The organism is Alteromonas sp. Mac1 (genome assembly GCF_001562125.1).
In the GTDB taxonomy this organism is placed as follows: Bacteria; Pseudomonadota; Gammaproteobacteria; order Enterobacterales; family Alteromonadaceae; genus Alteromonas; species Alteromonas stellipolaris.
In genome coordinates this window covers 2,993,408-3,016,038 of the sequence record NZ_CP013932.1, presented here as the reverse complement: position 1 = coordinate 3,016,038, position 22,631 = coordinate 2,993,408, and the positions used below count along the sequence as shown (strand labels likewise).

Genomic DNA, 22,631 nt, shown 5'->3' with positions numbered 1-22,631 from the left:
AAAAATTTTATTTTTGAGAGTGATCTATTTATGAGATTCGAAAGTGCCTCAGCAAGAAATTGGCCAGTTTTTAATTTATTGAATTTGTTGAATATTATTAATTTTAAGGCGATGGGTGTAAAGAATTCTGACGGTGACGGGGTGGTTTGAGTGAATGTTTATTTCTATCACTTAAATTGATATTAATCTATAAAGTTATAAAAGTGTGCTTTATCTAAGTTAATTCTATTAGTGTTAATAGGTTACGCTTTGTAATGTATATTTTTATATTATGTAGGCATTGTTTTACGTAGCCTAGCATCAGCTTTTTAATAAAGGCTGCTTATATCTATTATTTTGGATTAGGCTGCTTTAACGGATTGGTCAGTAGGTTCGGCATAAAACGCTTTAGTTATGGTAGACCATCAGTAATAATAGCTCCCATCTTAACGTTCAGAAATATCATCATTTTCATGCTGAAAAAAAGTATTATCTTGTCGGTGACGGTAGTCGCTGTCGTAGCCATTACCCTCTTTGGCATTTCTACTCACAGGCTATATAGCAAAAAACAGTTATCCGTAGATCCTAAGTTAAACGAAATCTCTGGCATCGAGTACGACAAAAAGGGCTTCCTTTGGGCTATTAATGATAGTGGGGATGATCCTAAATTATATCGTTTAGACGACAACGGTGATATAACCAAAGAAGTCATGGTAGCCAATGCTAAAAACATTGATTGGGAAGACATTACCCAAAATGACTTCGGGCACTTTTTCTTAGGCGATTTTGGTAATAATGATAACGACAGAAAATGGCTGACTATTTACAAAATAGAAAACCCTATCGATATTAAAACCGAGTCGACGAACGCCGAAATTATAAAGTTTACGTACCCTGAAATGGATGGGAAAACACCGGTTAAGCCGAATGATCGTAACTTCGATTTAGAAGCCTTTGTTGCCCTAGGGCGCCACCTTTATTTATTCACCAAAAATAGAACAGAGCCTTTTGATGGTATCACCAATGTTTATAAAGTGGGTGATCATGCGGCTAACTTTGATGCCGAGCTAATCGACTCTTTCAAAACTTGTACTACAATGGAAAAACTGTGCTGGATAACCTCGGCGGCGTTGAGCCCTGACAGATCTAAGCTAGCGCTATTGGATTCCACCAGTATTTGGTTATTCGAAAACTTCAAAGGGGATAAGTTCTTCTCCGGCGATATTTATCGCATTGATTTGGGGTTGATAACGCAAAAAGAAGCGGTCACTTTTAAAGACGACAATACGATTATATTTACTGACGAAAAGTTTAAAGGTATTTTCGGCGGCAATGCGTATGTAATTAAACTTGATGAAGTGCATAAAAAGTTGATTCGAAAGGCGAAAAAGCCAAAAGAAAAAATAGTTGAGTCAAACTAGCCTGTGGAAAACCTTTGTTGCGAATGTGCAACAAGAACTTTTACTGAGTAACATGCGTAGTTTTTTCGTAATCCGATTTTAAATAATAAGTAGTTTGTATGAAGTTTAGCCCGTTACTGAATGAATTAATTCAAGCGTTAACTTGCCTGCCTGGGGTAGGTAATAAGAGTGCTCAGCGTATGGCGTTTCACCTTCTAGAGCGCAACCGTAAGGGCGCGATAGATTTAAGTAATATGCTGCACAACGCTATGGAGCACATTCATCACTGCAAGCGCTGTAGAACATTTACAGAAGATGAGCTATGCGAAATTTGCCGTCACCCCGAGCGCGAGGCCAGTGGATTATTATGTATTGTTGAAAGCCCGCAAGATGTTTTGGCCATTGAACAAACGCTTAGTTATAAAGGGCAGTATTTTGTATTGATGGGACATTTGTCGCCTATCGATGGAGTAGGGCCTGAAGAAATTGGCTTAAACGAATTAGAAACCCGCTTTAGTGCAGGTGGCATAGACGAAGTCATCCTTGCCACCAACCCCACCGTGGAAGGTGAAGCCACTGCGCATTATATAGCTCAGCTTTGTGCGGCCCATAACGTTGAAGCATCTCGTATTGCCCATGGTGTGCCTGTGGGCGGCGAGCTTGAATATATAGACGGTAACACCCTTACTCACGCCTTTTCTGGTCGCCGCAAACTCTAAATTGCGGCGCTTCCTCAATAATATTTTTTCGCTTTGCTGTTGAAAACTGCTAGTTCGGCCTTACCTGTTTGAAAGTAACGTGATCCATTCAACGAGGAGATATTGGATTATGGCTGAAGCAGCCCATAAAGAAACCCACGGTTTTCAGACGGAAGTTAAACAACTTCTACATCTGATGATTCATTCTTTGTATTCAAATAAAGAAATCTTCCTACGTGAGCTTGTGTCTAACGCTGCGGATGCAGCAGACAAGCTACGTTTCCGCGCACTAGAAAACGACAGCCTTTATGAAAATGATGGCGACCTAAACGTAAAAATTAGTGTTGATAAAGAAGCGGGCACGGTAACTATTGCTGATAACGGCATTGGTATGAACCGCGATGAAGTGATAGCCAACTTAGGTACTATCGCAAAGTCGGGTACAAAAGATTTCTTCAGTAAGCTTTCTGGCGACAATGCAAAAGACTCACAACTGATTGGTCAGTTCGGTGTTGGCTTTTACTCAGCATTTATCGTTGCTGACAAAGTGACTGTTCGCACTCGTGCCGCTGGCGCAGATGCTTCACAAGGCGTTGAGTGGATTTCTGAAGGCGAGGGTGAATTCACCTTAGCAGAAATCAACAAACCAACTCGCGGTACTGAAATTGTATTGCACCTTCGTGAAGACGAAAAAGAATTCGCTGATGATTGGCGTTTACGTTCAATTGTTAGCAAATACTCAGACCACATTAGTATTCCGGTTAAAATGTGGAAAGAAGAAGTGCCTGAAAGCGAAGGCCCTGATGGCGAGAAGACGCCAGCACAGCCAGGTGAGTGGGAACTCGTCAATAAAGCTACTGCTTTGTGGACGCGTGAAAAGTCAGACATTTCTGATGAAGAATATAAAGAATTCTATAAGCACATTTCTCACGATTTTGCCGACCCATTTGCATGGGCGCATAACAAAGTTGAAGGTAAGACGGAATACACAAGTTTGTTGTACATTCCTTCTAAAGCCCCGTTTGATATGTGGAACCGCGACCAAGCGCACGGTTTAAAACTGTATGTTCAGCGCGTTTTCATCATGGATGACGCCGAGCAGTTTATGCCTAATTACTTGCGCTTCGTTAAAGGTCTTCTAGACAGCAACGACTTGCCACTTAATGTGTCTCGTGAAATTCTACAAGACAACAAGGTAACCCAAGCATTGCGTCAAGGTTGTACTAAACGCGTACTTCAAATGCTTGAGAAAATGGCCAAGAACGACGCCGAGAAGTACCAGTCATTCTGGAACGAATTTGGTAACGTGCTGAAAGAAGGTCCTTCTGAAGACCATAACAATCGTGAAAAAATTGCTGGTTTACTTCGCTTCTCATCAACCAACGGTAACTCTGATGCACAAACCGTGTCGTTGGCAGACTACATTGAGCGTATGAAAGAAGGCCAGGATAAGATTTACTACGTAACGGCAGACAGCCTACAAGCTGCTAAATCTAGCCCGCACCTAGAAATCTTCCGTAAGAAAGGCATTGAAGTATTGCTAATGGGTGAGCGCATTGACGAATGGTTAATGTCGCATCTAAGTGATTTCAACGAAAAGCCGTTTGAATCTATTGCAAAAGCAAACTTAGATTTAGGCGACCTTGAAGATGAAGATACTAAGAAAGCCCAAGAAGAAGCAGAAAAAGAAGTAGAAGGTATTGTTGAGCGTGCTAAAGCAGCTCTTGGCGATAAAGTCGTAGACGTTAAGTTTACCCACCGTCTAACTGATTCTCCGGCGTGCATTGTTGCTGATGACAACGGCATGACTACACAGATGATGAAGTTGATGCAAGCTGCAGGTCAGCCTGTGCCTGACGTTAAGTACCTATTCGAACTTAACCCAGAGCATGCTTTGGTTAAAACCTTAGCAGAAACGCAAGACGAAGATTTGTTTAAGCAATGGGTTGGTGTATTGTTTGACCAAGCTGCATTGTCTGAACAGGGTAGCTTAAAAGACCCTTCAGCGTTTGTGCAAAACTTAAACACTTTATTAATGAAGTTAGCAAAATAAGCTTCAATATTAAAAGTTAATTAATATAAAACGGGCGTAATGCCCGTTTTTTGTTTCTAGAGTCTTTAAATCTATTTTGCACATTAATTTATGCTATATTTTACCCGTTTAGCTAATTTCATTCGGTATGTTTGAAAGGAAGCAGTGAGTTAAGACCAAAGTCGGATTTTATAACGGGCCATAAGTAGTATATATATTCATCATAAGTGTTTAGTTTCCCTCTACTGTGGGGCTTATACTTGTCACTGTGGTGCTGAATGTGTAAAGTGCCCCAAGTAAAAAAGTTCAAAATCATAAGCGGAGAACGCACTCATGCGAATTATTCTTCTCGGCGCTCCTGGCGCGGGTAAGGGCACACAAGCTCAGTTTTTAATGGGCAAATATGGGATCCCCCAAATTTCTACCGGTGACATGCTGCGTGCTGCTATAAAAGCAGGTACGGAAATGGGCCTTGCGGCCAAGCGTGTAATGGATGAAGGTAAGCTAGTATCGGATGAAATCATTATCGGGCTAGTTAAAGAGCGTATTGCACAAGACGATTGTAAAGATGGTTTCTTGTTAGATGGCTTCCCACGTACAATTCCACAAGCTGATGCAATGAAAGAAGCCGGTGTTTCTGTCGATCATTGTATTGAGTTTGACGTACCAGATGATGTGATTGTTGAGCGTATGGGTGGCCGTCGTGTACACCCAGCTTCAGGTCGTGTTTACCATGTTGTTTACAACCCACCTAAAGAGGAAGGGAAAGACAATGATACTGGCGAAGACCTTATTATCCGTGATGATGATAAAGAAGAGACAGTGCGTAAACGCCTTGCAATTTACCATGAGCAAACTAAGCCATTAGTTAATTACTATAGCGCTGAAGCTGATGCGGGCAACTGCGAATATCACAAATTAGACGGCACACGCCCAGTTGACGAAGTAAGCGCAGAGCTTGCAGAACTTCTAGGTTAATAAAGCTTGTTGATTTGTAAAGGCCGCAGTAGCGGCCTTTTTTGTTACTTGTATGTTATAAGCGAATAGCGTTTAATAATTGCAGAATAACTAATATAAACGTGGAGCTAACCTATGGTATTACCTATAACGGCGTTTTATGCCAGTCTGTTGGGGATTTGTTACTTATACTTGTCATTTCTAGTGGTAGGCGTTCGTAGAAAAAATCAAATTAGCTTGGGCGATGGCGGTAATGAAGACCTGAAAAGGCTCAGTCGCGCTCATGGCAACTTTAGTGAATATGTCCCTATTACGTTAATTATGATTGCTTGCTTTGAAGCGAATACGGGGCAAGGCTGGGCGGTACATGTACTAGCATCTTCACTGTTATTCGGGCGTATTTTCCATGCTTATGGATTAAGACATCATAGTGGGGCAAGTTGGCAACGTATCGCAGGTATGTTACTGACGTTTTTAGCCATGTTAGTAGCAGCTATTGCTAACTTAATGCTAATTCACTTTGGATTGTGATTGCCTGACATTCAGGCAATCACAGTTAGCGCTAGCGTTTAGAACCTAAACGTTGCTTTGGTATATACGAAGCGGCCGCGCGGATTGTGGATACTACCCACATAACCGTAAAGGTCGCTATCGCCATTCCCTATAGCAAAGGGGGGTTCTTCATCTAATACGTTGTTTACGCCAAGTACAAGTCGAATAGTGTCGGTCACGTTATAGCCACCTTGAATATCCACTAGCATTTGTGAGTCGACCATACGAGATGTGTTTTCTTCAAAATCTAACACGCCGTCGAAGTCGATATCGGGTGTATCTTCAAACTCACCCACAAAACTAATATTCAAATTAGCGTCAAACGCTCCTTTGCTCCACGTAGTGCCAAACAACCAGCGATGCTCAGGATAACCATATTCGCCCGTGTAATCTAAGCCGTCTTTTTCAAACTCGGTAAGGTAAGACCAATCAAGATTGAATTTAACGTCGCCATAGTCGTTAAGCGAAATCATGTAGTTTGCACTTAAATCGATACCTGCAGCTTCTTGTGAAGACACGTTTTGGTAGGTATTAAATATCTTTTGGATAACCCCTAAGCTAGCGCCGCCTTGTGGATCTAAGCGTACGCAAATTTCGCTGTCTTGATTATTACACTCAGTGTCGTATACCAATCCAAATTGCTGCTCATCAATCTTGTTGTCTTGGGTGATACTCCAAATATCAACACTTAAGCCAAGCGCTTGTGTTGGGGCCCAAATTGCGCCCACATTCCACGATTCAGACTCTTCCGCTTCCAAATCTGGGTTACCCGCAAATTCAATATTGTAATCTAGCGATTCACAATCTAAACCTGTTGCTTCACAGCGGTATCTATCCACAAAGAATACACTCTTTTGTGAAGGCCCCAAACCTACTTGTGCCAATGACGGCGCTCTAAATCCTTGTGCCCACGAGGCACGAAGGGTGACTTCATCGCTAGGCGCCCAACGCAAAGCAACTTTCGGGTTAGTGGTGTTACCAAAGTCACTGTAGTCGTCGTAACGGCCCGCCAGTTGAAGCTCTAGTTGGTCAGAGATAGGAATTGATAATTCCAAATAGGCAGCATATTGATCGCGTTCTGCGTTAGCAGAAACCGATTCAGTACCAAAAATAAGCCCTTGTTGGAATTGAATATCTGGAATGTCTGATACTTGTTCTTCGCGATACTCTATACCTGCTGCCATCATGACCATTTCATCACCTAACGCAAACGCTTCGCCAGTAATATGAGCATCAAAGCTGGTCATGCGAGATTCACCTCGGCGAACCAAGCTGGTGGTTATGGCATCAATCACCTCAGGTGAGTTAGTTACACCACCAAAAGGATTGTAGTTACCTAAGTCAATCTGTTCCTGTAGCCAATCTACGCGAACCCAACCTTGCGATTGGTCACCGCTTTGCTCCGAGCTGCTTCTGCCTTTTTGTACAGAGGCTTCCCAATCGTAGTCATTAATTTGTCCGCGCAAGCCTGCCACAAATCGCAGGGTATCTGTTTCAATATCCCAGCGTCTGGCGCCCGCATCCACAGGGCGGTAACGGCCAATATCAATATCTTGCCCGAAAGGGTTATCAGGATGGGTGCCAGGTACGGTTAAGCCAGCATCTTCATCAAGCGGCGTGGCTGCACCGCCAGCTTCAGATGTATTGTGCTGTACGGCAACTTCCATAAACGCAGTAACATCCGACGAAATTTTGTAATCGAATTGACCAATAAAGCCTACGCGCTCCGACTCAGGAATAGTTAGGCCATATGGACCATAGTCAAACAAACAACTTCCTGATGCTGTTGCGCTATCGGCTGGGCAGTCGGGATCGATGGTTTTAACACCATCAACATAGAAGTAACCGGGATACCCGCGAGAAGAACGAAAATCCATTCCACCATAAGGGGATTGATTCGCCGTGCCAAACCGACCCATTTCATCTGCGCCTAACCGGCTGTTGCTAAAGTAATCGAGAATGACAGTAGCGCTGCTTTTTTCACTTTGGCTGCCCCACAGCATATTCGCCGTAGTTTCACCGTAGCTTGGCCCTGTAGTGCCGCCATAGCCCACATTTACTTCTAAACCATCATAGTCTTTCTTCAAAATAACGTTTACTACACCGGCTACGGCATCTGAACCGTAAATAGCTGACGCGCCATCTTTCAAGATATCTATACGTTCTATGGCCGATACCGGAATAGCGTTAATATCCACAAATGAATTAGTAATACTTTCTGCAAAAGCACTGATGGCAACACGTCGGCCATTAATGAGAACTAAGGTGGCATCTGGCCCCATCCCTCTAAGAGACACAGAAGCCGCACCATTTGCGGTGGAGTCTTGGCTATTGTTACGGGTTGAGAAAGTTCCCGCGCCGGTAGCCGGCATGCGTTCTAGCAATTGTTGTAGGTTTTCATAGCCCATGCCTTTTATCATAGTGGCATCTATCGATTGAATAGGAGAGGGGCCTTCAATGTCGGTTCGTTTGATACGAGAGCCTGTTACCGCAATACGTTCTACTCCCTCAGCTTTTTCTTCTACTTCTTGAGCTTGCGAGGTGGAGATAGACGAGAGTCCAGCCAGTGCGAGTGTGAGCGCACTAAGTTTAACACCATGTTTCATTGTGATTTCCTTATGGTTCCATTTTACTTGTTGTTTATTATTTCAGTAACGCGAACGGTTACTAATCAATCAATAGCACTAACGTGTGCAAAGTAGCAAGCTAGTAAGCTATTGTTTTTGAATAGAGTTAGTTACAAATTGTGTACGAATGAAAAAACAAAGAGAGTCTGAATGCGCTGAAGCTCATTGTTGGCGTATAGCAACGGGCATGTTGAGGAAGATAAATCAGAGGGGGCATACCCGCTTAAGGGCATGCCAGTTATTTTGATTTTACTGAAGCGCCAGCAAGGAACGAGCGCTTCTTGGTAGATAGTAATTTTCTTTATCTAACGAAAAAGCCACGCGCGTAGCTTGGCCTTGAATTTCTTCAACGGGGATAAAGCCGTAATAACGCGAATCTACACTGTTATTTCGGTTATCACCCATTACCAATACATGCTTTTCAGGTACAACAACTTCATTAAATGACGTGCGCGCCCCATTAACAGGTAATAGCTGAATAGTGCGCTGACTCTCGCCCATATTCTCTTGGAAAATATAGTTGTCAAGCCGCTGTATTAAGGCGTGATCGCCATTTACGGTTAGGTTGTTGTTACTTAAATGCACCGTGTCACCTGCAACAGCGATAACACGTTTGACTAACCGAGTATTTGCGGCACTGCTTTGAATAACCACAATATCCCCACGGGCGATGTTGCCTGTATGGGCAAGCACCATGTTGGTAAACGGCAGCTCAAAGGTGTAAGCACTTTTATCTACCACAATACGATCACCGACTTGTATGGTGGGCTCCATTGAACCCGTAGGTACATGATAGTAATCCGCTACGCTACTTCTGAATGAAAACATCAGTACAACAAATAGAATGAAAGGTAAATTTCTTTTAATGAACGAGCCAGTTTGTTGCTTCATTTTTATTCCTAACAGTAGGTGGTTAGTGCGGTGTAGCGTTAGCCTATCACCACGTACAAGTGACATTACGTCAGTAACGGCCGCCAAAGTTGCGTTAAATATAGAAAGCGTAGATTGGAAACAGTTCATACGAAAAGTGTTTCAAGATATGTGTAGTTTTTGAGATGGTCCTATATACAACATGTGGCCTAGTCAATTCACTACGTGGCGTAAGTATGCAAACAAACCATGTTAGCAATCTGGTTATTTGACATGTTCCACCTTACCTAACCGCTATCTAGTTATCGTGTAACCAGACATTTACGTTAGTTTAGTGCCAGAAGTAAATTTAAAAGAGGCATTGTATATTGCCTCTTTCGCGCTATTTAAATGATGACAGCTTATTTTTAACGTTAATTCGTAACTCATTGTCGATATATTCATTAAACGCCTTATTGCCCGTTACGATTGGGTTTGATTGATTAAACTCACGATTTTTCAATGCATTCATTTTTTCAATTAAGTTATTGGAAAATGGGTGGTTTGAAATACTCGCATCAACTCCCTTTTTATTCGCTATGTTTTGAAAGTAGTTTAAAGAGTGCAAGTAATTTTGATTTTCTTCTTTTGTATCTGGTAATCCTGTACCGCCCCACACTGCGACCATGTGTGGTTCGCCGTTATCTGTAACCGGTATTAATAAAGATAACCCCCCTGGGGTGTGCCCTGGTGTAGCAAGTACCGTTAAGTTAGCGTTACCTAACCGGATGATTTCACCATCTGTTACTTGGGTGTATGTGTCTGGTAATGGTATTTCTGTAGAAAAGTTACCGAAAGGATCTGTTAGAACAGGGGCTTTTGGATCGTGAATATAGTTCCATTCATCTTTACCCATTAAAATTGTAGCGCCATATTTTGCTTCAAAATAATGAGCGCCACCATAGTGGTCGCTGTGACCATGAGTCACTATCACGGATTTGATATCTTCAGGATTTAAGCCTAATTCTTTAAGCCCTGGAACAATGACATGTTCTGCGTCGTAAGGGGTCCACATAGTATCAATTAAAATAATACCTTCTGACGTGGTGATAACAAAGCTACCTACACTGACATAACCTACAAAATAAAGATTATCAAATAGCTGAGTAGGTTCGAGAATGCTTGTATTAAACAAATCGCCTGAGGTAAGGGAAGTCGGTAGTTTATCTAATCTAGTTTCAATTTCATTTTCACGCAACCCCATAATATTGCCTTCGTTTGATGTTGTGCAACCGGCTAATAAGTAAATTAATACTGTAATTGAGAAAATGCCCCCCGGCGTTTTTTTCATACATTTCTCCTCAGTTAGTTAGTCATATCGAGAGTTTATACGACAAACTTCATTGTTGGCTTACATTGAATGACTAAAAGCCGGCTGTGAACTCATAATTGAAATTAGGCTTGTCCAACACAACTTAAGCATGGGCATCTATTTCTTCAAAACAATAGTGAATTGCATTTTTAAACGTACATCGTAAAAACAACACTGTAAGGGAAAATAAATGGTTGGAAGCAAGTTGTTCATTTTCCCACGCTGGGGTATTACTGTTTTCGGTAGTGGCAATCATGGCTTTATTCCTTGTGTATTTAGTCAAATTTCACTCCGAACATTTATTGCCTTATACTTAGCCGTTTGATTATAAAAAAGCTTAAGGTTTTCTTAATATTGCTAATATACCCTTATATTTATTAGCTAATTATAGGAATGATATGCGCATACTGTTAGTAGAAGACGATAAGCCATTGTCCAGTGCGCTTAAGGTTTCACTGAGTAAGGCAAACTATGTTGTAGACTGTGTCTACGACGGCGCCAGCGCATTGAACACATTTAAGATGTCGCAAAATGACATTGTCATTCTCGACCTAGGTCTGCCAGATCAAGATGGATTGAACGTGCTTAAGCGTATTCGCAAAACGAACCCAGTACTGCCAGTCTTAATTCTTACAGCAAGAGACAAAACCACCGACAAAATCTCAGGGCTAGATGCAGGTGCAGACGATTACCTCCCAAAACCCTTTGAAATTGATGAGTTACTGGCGCGCCTGCGGGTTTTGGAGCGTAGACTAGGTACGGCTTCACAAAGTGTTATCACTGTGAAGAACGTCAGTCTTGATACCGCGCACCATACACTGACCATTGACAAAGACAAGGTACATCTACCTCGAAGAGAGCTTATGCTTTTGAAGGCGCTAATTGAAAACGCTGGACGTATACTGAGTAAGCATCAGCTTGAGAGCAAGCTCTATGAATGGGGGGAGGAAGTAGCAAGCAACACTATAGAAGTCCACATCAGCCATTTGAGAAAAAAGATGCCAGAAAACTTTATTCGAACCATTAGAGGCGTGGGGTATTGCATATCCAACTCTGGAGACTAACGTGACGTCGATTCGTCGCTTTCTTATTTTAACCCTTACCAGTGCCCTAGTACTTATTGTCTTCAGTGCGGCGCTGCATGGATATCGTGCCACAATAGATATATCAACTACGTTACTAGATAATGAGCTAACAGCGTTGAGTCGCGCTATTGCCTCTTTCAATGGAGAGGCATCAAATAAAGACCACACTTTGTTATTTCAAATTTGGCAAGACGATAAGTTGATAAAAAGCTCAAGCGAAGTGTTAAAAGCGCCACTTTCTGACTTTAAAGACGGGTTCTCAGAAAAGAATGTTCTAGGAACACGATGGCGAGTGAATACCTCTTATGTGAAAGATGAAACCTCTTGGTACATGGTGGCTCAACCTTTGAGTAATCGCTTTACGTTAACGGATGCATTAACCGTTGCTTCCATAACTCCTTTTATTATCAGTGTTCCCCTCCTTGCTGTAATTTTGTTCTTGGGAATAACTTGGGGTCTTGCTCCTCTAAAACAACTTTCCCAAAAGCTGGCTAAGCGAACAGGTAATGATCTTTCTACCATTTCACTTGATAGAGAACCCAGTGAGCTTAAACCTGTTGTTTCTACGCTCAACTCAATGTTTTCTCGGCTTAGTGCCGCGTTTGAAAGAGAACAGCAGTTTGCATCTAACGCAGCACATGAACTGCGTACACCGCTAAGTGTGATGAAAATCAATATTCATAATATCGCTGAGGAGTTAGGTGATAGCGGTAAATTACTTGAAATACTTCAGCGAGACACCGATAGGATGATTCATGCGGTGAACCAATTCTTATTACTAACACGCACCAGTCCAGAGACTTTTGTAGAGCAAAAGGAGGCGGTAAACCTACACTATGTAGCCCAGGAAGTTATTAGCGACCTATACGGAAAAATTGAAGCCAAACAACAAGAAATATCCTTGGAAGGTGATGAGGTTTGGCTAAACAGTGTCCATTTTATGTTGTACACCTTATTGCAAAATCTGATTACCAACGCGAGTAATTATTCTCAGAAGGGGGCACAAATTGTTGTTCGAATTGAAAAGCTAGCATCGAAGGTGACTTTGAGTGTTGCGGACTCAGGCCCTGGCATTCCCGCAAGTGAAAGACCCAGTGTGCTAAAGCGATTTAACCGTGCAACACAAGCTAAGACCACATCGGGCAGTGGCCTTGGTTTGGCCATAGTGTCTCAAATTGCTGCTCTGCATGATGCTTATGTTGTGCTTGATGATGCTACGTTGGGGGGCCTTGTTGTAAAGGTAGAGTTTAAAAATGAACTTCTACTTTAAAATTTCTCTTGCCCTTTTCTCATTTGCCTCTTTTCAAGTATATGCGCTACCTGAAGTAGTGGTAGAAATTAAAGATCACCTTTTTTACCCCCAAAATGTAGTGGTTCCAGCAGGAAAAAAGGTACGCCTTACTTTCATCAATTTTGATGATACCCCTGAGGAAATAGACAGCTTTGCCCTTAACAGAGAAAAAGTAATTTTTGCCAACAGCAAAGGCATTATTTATATAGGACCGCTGGCTCCAGGTGAATATCCTTTCTTTGGTGAGTTCCACCCTAACAGTGCGGTAGGCAAAGTAGTTGTGCAATCACAAGAGGAGGAACCAAATGCTCATTAATACCGTCGTACTCTTCCTAAGAGATACATTGCCCATTTTTTTATTACTTAGTTTACTTATAGCGTTACCTAGCGTGTCTCGTTTTTCACTAATATGGCGAATAGTCTTACTGCTTGTAATCGCCGTAATTTCTTATTCATACTTAGGTCTTATCTCTCAAATGGCCGAAGGCGCTGGCTTTGAAATACTAAAATCCTTGCTACTAGTAAGTGCGTGGATAGGTATTTGTGTGCTTGTTATTTGTCCTTTCTCGAAACGTAACTTAAACAGTATGGGTATTACGTTGCTTATGCTTGGTATAGGGCTACCTAACAGTCTGCACTTTATGGTGTACTTTGTGTCGGAGCTTTCGCACAACAGTGATAGTACGCTGCTTTTTCTTGGCACTACAATCGGGTTGGGTATCAGCATTAGCATCGCTATTTTGCTCAATATTGCACTAACTCACTTTGTAAGCCAAAAAGCGACATTTCGTTTCACCACACTTTTTGTTGCCGCGCAAGTAGCGAACGTAGCGCTACTTCTGGAGCAAATAGATATATTTCCTACTCCCCATCAAGTTTGGGATAGTAGCCACTTCATTAGCGACAAGAGCGAGTATGGGCATTTATTGAACGCATTAATTGGCTATGAAGCCACTCCTTCGATGAGTTACGTAATGTTATTTCTATTTACCTTAGCTGTGCCCAACGCCATTGCTGCAATAAGGAAGCGCATACCTGCACTGTGGCAACAAGTGGAGGTTATACAATGATGCGTATAGTTTTATTTTTGTTTGTCCTTCTTGCAACCTTTTCCGTGAGTGCTGACAACTTTACCGTAGACCGTGTCTACCAACCCTATGTATTGCCTTTTGAGCGCGAATTCGAATGGCGTTTAACCTCACGCCAAAATGATAATGGTAATGTCTTGATGCAACGCTTCTCGTTTGGGTACGCCCTTTCTGAGTTTGTGATCTTAGAAACTTACCTAGTGGGAGCTCGCGATGAAAATCAAGATTTTGGATTGGAATCTTATGAGCTTGAGCTTCGCTGGATGGTCACCGAGCGTGGAAAGTATTGGGCCGATTGGGGAACCCTGTTTGAGTTAGAGAAACAACACAATACCGATGACTGGGCAGCAAAGGCGGGCATACTTACAGAGAAAGAGTTTGGCCAGTTTAGCCTAACCACCAACGTAAGTTTGGTATACGAATGGGGAGAAACTGTTACTAATGAATGGGAGGGTGAATTCAAAGCAAAGTATCGCTACCGGTGGATCCCTGAAGTTCAGCCGGGTATTGAATTATATGTAGCAGAGGACTATGTCGGCGTTGGTCCAGCTTTTATGGGTATCAAACGCTTTGAAAAGCAAAAGCAATTAAAATGGGAATTTGGCTTTATCGCGGGGCTTAATGGAGACAGCAAAGATCATACATTGCGAATGTCACTAGAATTCGAGTTTTAATTAACAAAAATGAATTACCTTAAGATTTTCTTAAGGTTTCTTTTTTACAGTATTGTGCATAGTTATTTTTAGACATCAACCCTATGCACCAGATTGAAATTAGTGTAGTAATACCCGCAAAAAATGAAGCAAAAAACCTTCCTTCCTTATTAATAGAAATTGCAAATTCATTAACGCCTGAAGCAACCGAAATCATCATAGTCGATGACGGCAGTGATGATGACACGTCAGCATTGCTTGTTTCTTTGACGGACTCACTTCCCCTTGCTTGCAAGATAATCACGCACCCTAATAGCTGTGGACAAAGTACATCTGTTTATCATGGTGTACTCTCGGCTCGGGGAAAGTGGGTGGTTACATTAGATGCTGATGGTCAAAACGATCCTGCGGATATCCCCAAATTAATAGCAACAGCTAAACAAGAAAGTGGCGTTCATTTCTGCATCATTGGCCATCGTCAACAAAGGAAAGATACGCAATGGAAACGTATGCAATCTAAAGTGGCGAATTGCATACGACAGTGGATTTTAAACGATGGTACATCTGATTCGGGGTGTGGATTAAAGCTGCTTCCGCGAAGCACATTTTTACAGCTCCCTTATTTTGATCATATGCATCGGTATATACCCGCTCTTACTAAGCGACTTGGTGGCAATATAGTTTGTGTGCCAGTGAATCACCGAGCGCGGCTTGAAGGGCAGTCAAACTACAATGCATGGAACAGGGGGGGGGCCGGTGTTATAGATATGCTCGGTGTGAGATGGCTGATGTATCGCAATAAACTCGATACCATTAACAAGGCAATTACGTATGAAAAGTGATGGCTTTCCTTTTAGAAGTACTCTCAGCTTCTTGGTGGGTACTTTAATGATGGGGGCTGCTTGCTATTTATCACTTCAAGTGACCAGTGAAGTTTTCATACACAGCGCCGATCCAAACTGGTTAACATCATACATAACGGGGCGTGGTACAGAAGAAGTACTCTTGGTATTGGCTGCCTTTGTTGTATTGATGACATTAGGTGTCCCCCGGCAAGCAGTTAGCTTTTTTTGTGGTGTTGGCTTTGGCGCTTTTGAGGGGGGCTTAATAGCGCTGCTCCTTACCTGCGTGTCCGCAAGTACAGCCTATCTATTAGTACGCGGTTTTCTGAGAAAGCGCATAGCCAAACTCATTAAATTAGGTGCTTACGAGAGCCGTTTTTCGCAACTGCGTGAGAAACTCGTTCGAAACAGCTTTCGAACAGTACTCATGGTTCGATTGTTTCCAATAGGTTCCAATGTTGCAACCAATGCTATTGCTGGCGCGTTTAGAGTGCCTTTTATTCCTTTCATTACGGCAAGCGCATTAGGTTTTATTCCGCAAACCTTACTTTTTTCAATGCTAGGAAGTGGCTCACGTTATATTAATGCCTTCGAGCAACCTGTCCATATAGCAGGTCTAGTGGTTAGCGTTATGCTAATACTTTCTATGATGCGCTTTACTCGCAAGGATAATGCGTAGTGACAAATATATTTCGTCACGAGCGTACGGCTTTCGTACTTTTCGTTGTTGCAACCATCATTATTTTCAGTGGTATAGGCCTTCGCGATGCTTGGCCGCCCGACGAACCACGTTTTGCTCTAGTTGCCAAGGAGATGGTCACAAGTGGTCAATGGCTTATTCCAATGCGTGGGGGAGAACTTTATCCTGATAAGCCTCCTGTTTTTATGTGGAGTATCGCAGTTTTCTACCTCTTGACTGGCAGTTTAAGCGTTGCCATGCTTTTACCAAATGCCATCGCAAGTCTTATAACACTGACAGTAACTTATCGGTTATCACGAGCTCTCGCTGATGAGAGAGCAGCGATAATGAGCATGTTACTACTATTGTTAAGCCCACAGTTTCTAATTCAAGCTAAGTTTGCTCAAATAGATGCGTTGGTTGCTTGTTGTGTTTGGATTGGCGTTTATGGCTTTGTTCGCCATTTTTGTATAGCTGAAAGCTGGCGTTGCTATTTTATCGCTTGGGGCGCAATGGGTCTGGGAATTATTACTAAAGGCGTGGGTTTCTTGCCTCTTTTTATCCTAGTTCCTCTATCTTTTTTAGCCATTAAAAAACAACTCCCCACAACAAGATGGAAAAAGCGCGCATTACTAGGGCCGTTGATAATGCTGAGTATAGTCTTGGCTTGGTTAGGACCTGTACTTTATCTAGGTGCATATAAGCAAGATCCAATAATTCAGCAATACTTATCAAATATTTTGTTGAAGCAAACAGCTCAGCGATACGCAAATGCTTGGCATCATATTGAGCCGTGGTATTACTATATCATCGAGGTTATTCCACTGTTTTGGTTTCCCTCTCTTATGGTGTTAGCAGTTAAGAGAAAGCAAATTAAACGGGTTTTGATGAAGAATCCAGCCTACTTTGCGCTAGCGATATGGGTGGTATTAGTTGTAGTGTTTTTCAGTTTCAGCCCAGGGAAACGGGGTGTTTACATACTTCCATCACTTCCTGCTGTCGCTATGATTGCAGGGCTTCTGCTGTCTCGTGGTGGCGTTTCAAAAACAATTAGTGTTTTTGCGCGTTCAGTGACGCTCCTGATTTCGCTAGGGGCAATCGCAGCTGCCGCTGTGCTTATGTTTAACGAGCAAACAGTAAGCGCATTAATGTTACGCTTTCACAGTACATTAAGCATGATAACCACACTAGGTGCTATTTGCTTCTTAGTCGGAATAATGGGGTTGAGCACGCAGTTTTTAAATTTCTCTAAACATCTTATTTTGTGGTTAGTGGTAACAACTGTTGTTCCATCCACAATAGGCGTATGGGTGCTCAATGATTTGCGCACGCCAACGCAGTTACTAATGCGTGTTCAAACGCAAAGTAATATTATTTCACCCGACATCAATATTTTGGATGTGGGTATTGTCAGTTTTAAAGAACAATACCTACTTTTTGCTCCGTTTCCCGTCACTCACTTTGGTTACCATACTGAAAAAGATAGAGAGAATGGCACTGCATGGACATGGCTCAAAGCCCAGCCCACACGTTTTTTGTTGGCGCCTAAAGACTACTTATTTCAGTGTGTCGATTTAGACAGGGCGGTATCGTTGGGCTTTGCACATCGAGACGAGTGGCTACTTATCCCTTCAACAGCCGCTGATGTGGAATGTAAACTGCTTTCAGATGGCCCTATTTACCGTTCATGACAAATTGGGGGCGATATTAGACCATTATTGTTCGATATGATGGCCGTAAACGCTAGTGCAGCGCGCTGCGTTACACCGCCACTGTATTTCAGCGTGATAACTTTTTATCTAGCCTTACTAAAAACAATGACTAACTTAAGGTTCTCTTAAGCTAGTACGTCAATACTCATACTAACAAAGAACACAAGAGTGTATGTATGAGCCTTACTTTTTCGGTAGCACCTAATCTAAGCGATGATGTGGATACTTCTCAGCATATAAAATTGCGCACATCGCTTACTTTCGTTGCTGCAAATGTTACTCACTTAGCAAGGCAGCAAATTGAAACCTTTATTTCTAATGGCTTCGCTACGCGCTATAACGCGCGCATCACTTCATTCATGCCTATGCTGTTTGCGCTTGAAGTTAATGGAATTAAGGCTGCCGTCGGTGCGAGATGCGGTGCTACTGGAAGTATGAACCACGTACTTTTCATTGAGCAATACCTAGTTATGACCATTGAAAGCGCACTGCAGCACCATGGAATTAGTGCGAAAAGACACGAAATAGTGGAGGTGGGTAACTTATTTAGTAGTTCATCTCGATATACGCTACCTCTTTTACTTTCACTGTGCTTTTTATTCTCTCAACTCGGTAAAAAGCATCTCGTGTTTAGCGCGACCAAGCAGCTAAAACAACTTCTACAAGGCGCCGGTATTTCGCTTACTGCCTTGGCTGACGCGGATGCTAAAAAGCTGGTTTCCAATCATGACGACTGGGGGGCGTACTACGACACAGCACCGCAAGTAATGGCCCTATCTCTTAGAAATGTTACCCATCATGTGATGCGCAGCGCACCGCTTCGTAAATATTATCTACAAGCGATTGGGCTCGTCGCTGCTTCTGATAGCGAACAGCAGTTAAGCGATACCTTAGTTTGCGAGCACAAAGGAGCATCCCATGTTGCTTAAACACTATTTAAACGGTGACGACACCGATATTGCGCTGAAGCATAAAGGTAAATCGTTGACGTACTTGGCACTTAAAGAAGCAGTCGCGCAACTTGCCAATTGGATTATAAACAACAATGTTAGTCGTATAGGCATCGCTTTTGACAATAGTTTTGCTTGGGTGGTAAGTGATCTCGCGTGCCAGCAAGCACAAGTTTGCTGTGTACCTATTCCACTTTTTTTCAGCGAAACGCAGCAGCGACATGTTATCGAAGAAAGTCAGTGTGAATACCTACTCACAAGCGAGGCATTAACGTTATTTCCTTCTTCGAAGAAGGAGATTTTAAGTGATAGCTTAAACATTATTGGCTATGCCCTTGTTTCAGACTCTACGGCAGTTTTTATGCCTACGGGTACCAATAAAATTACCTTCACGTCTGGGTCAACAGGCACGCCAAAAGGTGTATGCCTTTCTAGCGAATCCCAGTGGCGGGTTGCTAAGTCTATTGATGGCGCTTTTGAACAAGATGATGTCCACCATTTGTGCTTACTGCCTTTATCTACATTGCTCGAAAACATAGCGGGTATTTACGCGCCATTATTTCATGGCGGTACTGTGGAGCTTGCGTCAGCGAGTGCCAGAGGGTTTGAGGGTAGTCGTCTTGTGAATCCACACGCATTACTAGACCTCATAGACAGTCTCCAGCCAACCTCAATTATCTTAGTGCCAGAATTACTCATGATGCTTCTACAAGCCTGCTTAAAAGGCTGGCTGCCGCCGGTGTCGTTAACTTTTATCGCTGTGGGCGGCGCGCATGTTTCACCTATTGTACTGGCTCAAGCAAGAGCGAAAGGTCTACCTGTCTATGAAGGATACGGCCTGTCTGAGGCTGTTTCTGTCTCTACGTTGAATACTACACAGTGCAATGTGCCGGGTTCTGCAGGTAAAGCGCTAGGCCACAATACACTTAGTATCGACAACGGCGAAATTGTCGTGACCGGCAACCACTTTTTAGGATATTTGAATCAACCAGAAAGTTTTTATCCTACACAGGTGAGAACCGGAGACCTTGGCACAATTACCGATGGGGTACTGACTCTAAGCGGACGTAAGAAAAATATTATGGTTAACAGCTCAGGTAGAAACGTATCGCCTGAATGGATTGAGTCCTTACTGATGGGGAGTGGGGTATTGCGACAGGTACTTATATTCTGTGAGGCTCGCCCTTATTGTGTTGCCCTGCTAGTACCAACGTCCCCGCATATTTCGATTGATGAATTACGCAAAGCCACAGCATTAATTAATCAGCATCTACCAGATTATGCACAAGTAGAAGACTTTGATGTCGTTGCACCCTTCACATTAGAAAATGGATTACTTACCCAAACGGGTAAGATCAAACGAGACAGCGTGATCGCTTATTACAGTAACAATATAGCGGCACTGTATGCGACATCTAGTTTTTTCTCGCACGCTCAAAAGAGTGCGACTCAACACATTACCCTTGGAGAGTAAATAATGTCTTTTTATCAACAACTGCAAGATAGTACCGAGCAAGCTAGAAGCACCTTTCTCCAAGCGCCAATAATACAGCGCTGTTTTAGTGGCAACTTCTCGGTTGATGATTATATCGCTTTCCTTCAGCAGGCCTATCACCACGTTAAATTTACGGTGCCACTACTTATGGCAACCGGCGCAAAATTGGCTGAAGACAAAGAGTGGCTTCGTGAAGCTATTGGTGAGTACATTGAAGAGGAAATGGGACATCAAGAGTGGATCCTAAACGATTTAGCCGCATGTGGAGTAGACAAAGAGCAAGCACGCCATGGCCATCCGGCTCCGGCTACCGAGCTTATGGTTGCCTATGCGTTTGACGCAATTGCACGTAAAAGCCCACTTTACTTCTTTGGAATGGTATTCGTACTTGAAGGCACAAGCATTGCGTTGGCTGATGCCGCTGCCCAACAAATTAAAGATAAGCTATCGCTACCAAAATCTGCTTTCAGATATTTAACCTCACACGGCACCCTTGACCAAGAACATATCGTTTTCTTTGAGAGTTTGATGAATAAAATATCAGATCCCCAAGAGCAGGCCATGATCATACGTAGCGCCAATATGTTTTATCGCTTATATGGTGATATTTTTCGGGAACTTACCCCTCAGCATGGCTTGCGTCCCATTGCACAAATTGCATGATTCGTTCACCTCGGTTTCAGGTAAGTTTAATTCAAGGTAAAGCATTATGAATATTGAATGGCAAAACCAAGTGATACTGATCACCGGTGCAAGTGGTGGCATCGGGCAAGCCTTTGCCAAAGCGCTTGATGAAAAAGGCGCACACCTTATTTTGACTGGCAGAAATGAAGTAAAGTTGAAACAGCTAAAACAGTCCCTCAAGCATCATCATACTTTTTTAACAGCGGATATTTCACTTCACGAAGGGCGGGAGAAACTCATTCACGCATGCGAGCGACTACCGGTAAGTATTTTGGTAAACAATGCCGGCACGACTCATGTTGGTGAATTTACAAGTGCGCCAGTGGAGTCAGTGGTAACAACGAATCTATTGTCTCCGATGTTGCTCACCCAAGGGTTAATTCCATGTTTAGCGTTGCGACCCAACGCACATGTGGTCAATGTAGGTTCTGCATTTGGCAGTATTGGTTTTGCCGCTCACAGCACCTATTGCGCGACTAAGTTTGCGCTTAAAGGCTGGACTGAATCGCTGCATCGTGAATATCACGGCAGTAATATTCAGTTTCACTATTTAGCCCCCCGAGCAACATCTACGGCTATTAATGATGAAAGAGTAGTGGCACTTAATCAAGCGCTTGGTAATCAAGTTGATACACCTGACGTTGTTGCTCAAGCACTCATAAAATTGCTAGAGCAAGATAAAGCGCGGCTTAGCATTGGCTTTGCTGAGCGGTGCTTTGCCAAATTAAATGCCATCCTTCCAAACGTAGTAGATAACGCGTTAGCAAAGCAGCTGTCCATTATTAAACGGCATACTTTCAGCAAGAGTGAACCGAACCAGCATCTAAACAGTGTGCAAAACAACAATGACTTATCAAGCAAGTTGGTTTAATACCGGAGTGATCATGATGAAAAATATAGCCCTCGTAACCCAAGTCGCCCTACTTATAATAACTTTAAGCGATGTGAATTACGCATTTGCACAAGATGATGTAAATCAATCGTCAAGCGATGTATTGACGCCGTTATTGCAGCAAGAGGCTCAATCTCCTCTTTCCGTGCTTCAACATGAGTGGGCACATATCAACTATGTATTGGCGGACAAGCAAAAAGAAAGCGCTTTTTCTCCGCTTATTGAAAAAGCGAAGCTTTTTGTTGAGCAAGACCCTAACAACCCTGAATTTATCATTTGGCTGGGTATCATTCAATCGAGCGCGGCAGGGGTTAAAGGCGGTTTAGGTGCACTTGAATACGCTAAAGCCGCGCGCAAGTGTTTTGAGCATGCAATGCGGCTGGACGAAAAAGCCTTAGCAGGATCAGCCATAACGAGCTTAGGGGTGCTTTATCATAAGCTACCGAGTTGGCCGATTAGCTTTGGCAGTGACAAAAAAGCGAAAAAGCTGTTAGAGCACGCTCTGGAAATAAACCCTGATGGTATTGATCCAAACTATTTCTACGCCGAATTTTTGTATGACAATGGAGAGTACGATCAAGCTCGAGCGTATGTTAAAAAAGCTAGTCAAGCCCCTGCTAGAAGAGATCGCCCACTTGCCGATTTAGGTAGAAGACAAGAAATTTCTCGACTTGAAGATAAGTTGCTACAAAAGAGTTAACGTTTCCATGGCCCAAACAACACGGCGAGGGGAGATAAATATTGGGACAGTGCTTGAGTAGAAAGAGCGGGTGATTAAAATAAAAAAGAGCAAA

Annotated in this window: 22 protein-coding genes; 18 read left to right on the top strand and 4 right to left on the bottom strand. The window is 42.8% G+C overall.

Annotated features, from left to right (window positions below; translation table 11 throughout):
* Positions 1 to 452 precede the first annotated feature (452 nt).
* From AV939_RS12865 to AV939_RS12845, 5 genes are all read left to right on the top strand, one after another.
* The gene (locus AV939_RS12865) at positions 453 to 1,400 is read left to right on the top strand and encodes a hypothetical protein (RefSeq protein ID WP_057790778.1); all 948 of its coding nucleotides are present in this window, start codon (positions 453 to 455) and stop codon (positions 1,398 to 1,400) included.
* Between the two features lie 98 nt (positions 1,401 to 1,498).
* A complete protein-coding gene (gene recR / locus AV939_RS12860) occupies positions 1,499 to 2,098 on the top strand; it encodes a recombination mediator RecR (RefSeq protein ID WP_057790780.1) in 600 nt (199 codons plus the stop codon).
* Positions 2,099 to 2,207: 109 nt separating this feature from the next.
* Positions 2,208 to 4,130, top strand: a complete 1,923-nt coding sequence (htpG, locus tag AV939_RS12855; protein WP_057790782.1) for a molecular chaperone HtpG — start codon at positions 2,208 to 2,210, stop codon at positions 4,128 to 4,130.
* A gap of 312 nt (positions 4,131 to 4,442) precedes the next feature.
* Positions 4,443 to 5,087 (top strand): adenylate kinase, encoded by a 645-nt coding sequence (gene adk / locus AV939_RS12850; RefSeq protein WP_013783409.1) that lies wholly within the window; start codon positions 4,443 to 4,445, stop codon positions 5,085 to 5,087.
* Between the two features lie 114 nt (positions 5,088 to 5,201).
* Entirely contained in the window at positions 5,202 to 5,597 is a 396-nt protein-coding gene (locus AV939_RS12845) for an MAPEG family protein (protein WP_057790785.1), read from the top strand.
* Positions 5,598 to 5,635: 38 nt separating this feature from the next.
* Here the strand turns inward: AV939_RS12845 and AV939_RS12840 are convergent, their stop codons facing one another.
* The 4 genes from AV939_RS12840 to AV939_RS20195 form a co-directional block, all read right to left on the bottom strand.
* Entirely contained in the window at positions 5,636 to 8,224 is a 2,589-nt protein-coding gene (locus AV939_RS12840) for a TonB-dependent receptor (protein ID WP_057790787.1), read from the bottom strand.
* A 270-nt stretch (positions 8,225 to 8,494) separates the two neighbouring features.
* Positions 8,495 to 9,136: a signal peptidase I gene (gene lepB, locus AV939_RS12835; RefSeq protein WP_061997799.1), complete on the bottom strand. Its 642-nt coding sequence runs from the start codon at positions 9,134 to 9,136 to the stop codon at positions 8,495 to 8,497.
* A 361-nt stretch (positions 9,137 to 9,497) separates the two neighbouring features.
* Positions 9,498 to 10,445 (bottom strand): MBL fold metallo-hydrolase, encoded by a 948-nt coding sequence (locus AV939_RS12830; RefSeq protein WP_061997798.1) that lies wholly within the window; start codon positions 10,443 to 10,445, stop codon positions 9,498 to 9,500.
* Positions 10,446 to 10,569: 124 nt separating this feature from the next.
* The gene (locus AV939_RS20195) at positions 10,570 to 10,722 is read right to left on the bottom strand and encodes a hypothetical protein (RefSeq protein WP_156454641.1); all 153 of its coding nucleotides are present in this window, start codon (positions 10,720 to 10,722) and stop codon (positions 10,570 to 10,572) included.
* 142 nt (positions 10,723 to 10,864) lie between these two features.
* Here AV939_RS20195 and AV939_RS12825 point away from each other — a divergent pair, with 142 nt between their 5' ends.
* The 13 genes from AV939_RS12825 (at position 10,865) to AV939_RS12765 (ending at position 22,537) form a co-directional block, all read left to right on the top strand.
* Positions 10,865 to 11,530: a response regulator gene (locus tag AV939_RS12825; protein ID WP_057790793.1), complete on the top strand. Its 666-nt coding sequence runs from the start codon at positions 10,865 to 10,867 to the stop codon at positions 11,528 to 11,530.
* 1 nt (position 11,531) lies between these two features.
* A complete protein-coding gene (locus tag AV939_RS12820) occupies positions 11,532 to 12,821 on the top strand; it encodes an ATP-binding protein (protein WP_057790795.1) in 1,290 nt (429 codons plus the stop codon).
* Positions 12,805 to 13,158 carry a cupredoxin domain-containing protein gene (locus AV939_RS12815; protein ID WP_057790797.1) on the top strand — a complete coding sequence of 118 codons (354 nt, stop codon included), beginning with the start codon at positions 12,805 to 12,807 and terminating at the stop codon, positions 13,156 to 13,158. The genes AV939_RS12820 and AV939_RS12815 overlap by 17 nt, the downstream gene beginning before the upstream one ends.
* Entirely contained in the window at positions 13,148 to 13,912 is a 765-nt protein-coding gene (locus AV939_RS12810; protein WP_057790798.1) for a hypothetical protein, read from the top strand. The genes AV939_RS12815 and AV939_RS12810 overlap by 11 nt, the downstream gene beginning before the upstream one ends.
* Entirely contained in the window at positions 13,909 to 14,604 is a 696-nt protein-coding gene (locus AV939_RS12805) for a hypothetical protein (protein WP_082604883.1), read from the top strand. The genes AV939_RS12810 and AV939_RS12805 overlap by 4 nt, the downstream gene beginning before the upstream one ends.
* Positions 14,605 to 14,687: 83 nt before the next feature.
* On the top strand, positions 14,688 to 15,425 hold the full coding sequence (locus AV939_RS12800) for a glycosyltransferase family 2 protein (protein WP_061997797.1): 738 nt from the start codon (positions 14,688 to 14,690) through the stop codon (positions 15,423 to 15,425).
* The gene (locus tag AV939_RS12795) at positions 15,415 to 16,104 is read left to right on the top strand and encodes a TVP38/TMEM64 family protein (RefSeq protein ID WP_057790802.1); all 690 of its coding nucleotides are present in this window, start codon (positions 15,415 to 15,417) and stop codon (positions 16,102 to 16,104) included. The genes AV939_RS12800 and AV939_RS12795 overlap by 11 nt, the downstream gene beginning before the upstream one ends.
* Positions 16,104 to 17,795 (top strand): ArnT family glycosyltransferase, encoded by a 1,692-nt coding sequence (locus AV939_RS12790; protein WP_061997796.1) that lies wholly within the window; start codon positions 16,104 to 16,106, stop codon positions 17,793 to 17,795. Before AV939_RS12795 ends, AV939_RS12790 begins: the two co-directional genes overlap by 1 nt.
* 197 nt (positions 17,796 to 17,992) lie before the next feature.
* Positions 17,993 to 18,745: a thermostable hemolysin gene (locus AV939_RS12785; RefSeq protein WP_061997795.1), complete on the top strand. Its 753-nt coding sequence runs from the start codon at positions 17,993 to 17,995 to the stop codon at positions 18,743 to 18,745.
* Entirely contained in the window at positions 18,735 to 20,240 is a 1,506-nt protein-coding gene (locus tag AV939_RS12780) for an AMP-binding protein (protein WP_061997794.1), read from the top strand. The genes AV939_RS12785 and AV939_RS12780 overlap by 11 nt, the downstream gene beginning before the upstream one ends.
* A 3-nt stretch (positions 20,241 to 20,243) precedes the next feature.
* Complete coding sequence (locus tag AV939_RS12775; RefSeq protein WP_057790810.1) at positions 20,244 to 20,924, top strand: TenA family transcriptional regulator; 681 nt, start codon at positions 20,244 to 20,246, stop codon at positions 20,922 to 20,924.
* A gap of 46 nt (positions 20,925 to 20,970) precedes the next feature.
* The gene (locus AV939_RS12770; protein WP_061997793.1) at positions 20,971 to 21,816 is read left to right on the top strand and encodes an SDR family oxidoreductase; all 846 of its coding nucleotides are present in this window, start codon (positions 20,971 to 20,973) and stop codon (positions 21,814 to 21,816) included.
* A gap of 13 nt (positions 21,817 to 21,829) precedes the next feature.
* Complete coding sequence (locus AV939_RS12765) at positions 21,830 to 22,537, top strand: tetratricopeptide repeat protein (protein ID WP_231751121.1); 708 nt, start codon at positions 21,830 to 21,832, stop codon at positions 22,535 to 22,537.
* Positions 22,538 to 22,631 lie beyond the last annotated feature (94 nt).

What these genes read in the sequence shown, in the direction of transcription:
- AV939_RS12840 (WP_057790787.1), bottom strand. Translation starts at nt 8,224, where the DNA reads ATGAAACATGGTGTTAAACTTAGTGCGCTCACACTCGCACTGGCTGGA.
- AV939_RS12765 (WP_231751121.1), top strand. Translation starts at nt 21,830, where the DNA reads ATGATGAAAAATATAGCCCTCGTAACCCAAGTCGCCCTACTTATAATA.
- htpG (WP_057790782.1), top strand. Translation starts at nt 2,208, where the DNA reads ATGGCTGAAGCAGCCCATAAAGAAACCCACGGTTTTCAGACGGAAGTT.
- AV939_RS12780 (WP_061997794.1), top strand. Translation starts at nt 18,735, where the DNA reads ATGTTGCTTAAACACTATTTAAACGGTGACGACACCGATATTGCGCTG.
- AV939_RS12795 (WP_057790802.1), top strand. Translation starts at nt 15,415, where the DNA reads ATGAAAAGTGATGGCTTTCCTTTTAGAAGTACTCTCAGCTTCTTGGTG.
- lepB (WP_061997799.1), bottom strand. Translation starts at nt 9,136, where the DNA reads ATGAAGCAACAAACTGGCTCGTTCATTAAAAGAAATTTACCTTTCATT.
- AV939_RS12845 (WP_057790785.1), top strand. Translation starts at nt 5,202, where the DNA reads ATGGTATTACCTATAACGGCGTTTTATGCCAGTCTGTTGGGGATTTGT.
- AV939_RS12815 (WP_057790797.1), top strand. Translation starts at nt 12,805, where the DNA reads ATGAACTTCTACTTTAAAATTTCTCTTGCCCTTTTCTCATTTGCCTCT.
- AV939_RS20195 (WP_156454641.1), bottom strand. Translation starts at nt 10,722, where the DNA reads ATGATTGCCACTACCGAAAACAGTAATACCCCAGCGTGGGAAAATGAA.
- AV939_RS12830 (WP_061997798.1), bottom strand. Translation starts at nt 10,445, where the DNA reads ATGAAAAAAACGCCGGGGGGCATTTTCTCAATTACAGTATTAATTTAC.
- AV939_RS12775 (WP_057790810.1), top strand. Translation starts at nt 20,244, where the DNA reads ATGTCTTTTTATCAACAACTGCAAGATAGTACCGAGCAAGCTAGAAGC.
- adk (WP_013783409.1), top strand. Translation starts at nt 4,443, where the DNA reads ATGCGAATTATTCTTCTCGGCGCTCCTGGCGCGGGTAAGGGCACACAA.
- AV939_RS12770 (WP_061997793.1), top strand. Translation starts at nt 20,971, where the DNA reads ATGAATATTGAATGGCAAAACCAAGTGATACTGATCACCGGTGCAAGT.
- AV939_RS12805 (WP_082604883.1), top strand. Translation starts at nt 13,909, where the DNA reads ATGATGCGTATAGTTTTATTTTTGTTTGTCCTTCTTGCAACCTTTTCC.
- recR (WP_057790780.1), top strand. Translation starts at nt 1,499, where the DNA reads ATGAAGTTTAGCCCGTTACTGAATGAATTAATTCAAGCGTTAACTTGC.
- AV939_RS12800 (WP_061997797.1), top strand. Translation starts at nt 14,688, where the DNA reads ATGCACCAGATTGAAATTAGTGTAGTAATACCCGCAAAAAATGAAGCA.
- AV939_RS12825 (WP_057790793.1), top strand. Translation starts at nt 10,865, where the DNA reads ATGCGCATACTGTTAGTAGAAGACGATAAGCCATTGTCCAGTGCGCTT.
- AV939_RS12785 (WP_061997795.1), top strand. Translation starts at nt 17,993, where the DNA reads ATGAGCCTTACTTTTTCGGTAGCACCTAATCTAAGCGATGATGTGGAT.
- AV939_RS12810 (WP_057790798.1), top strand. Translation starts at nt 13,148, where the DNA reads ATGCTCATTAATACCGTCGTACTCTTCCTAAGAGATACATTGCCCATT.
- AV939_RS12865 (WP_057790778.1), top strand. Translation starts at nt 453, where the DNA reads ATGCTGAAAAAAAGTATTATCTTGTCGGTGACGGTAGTCGCTGTCGTA.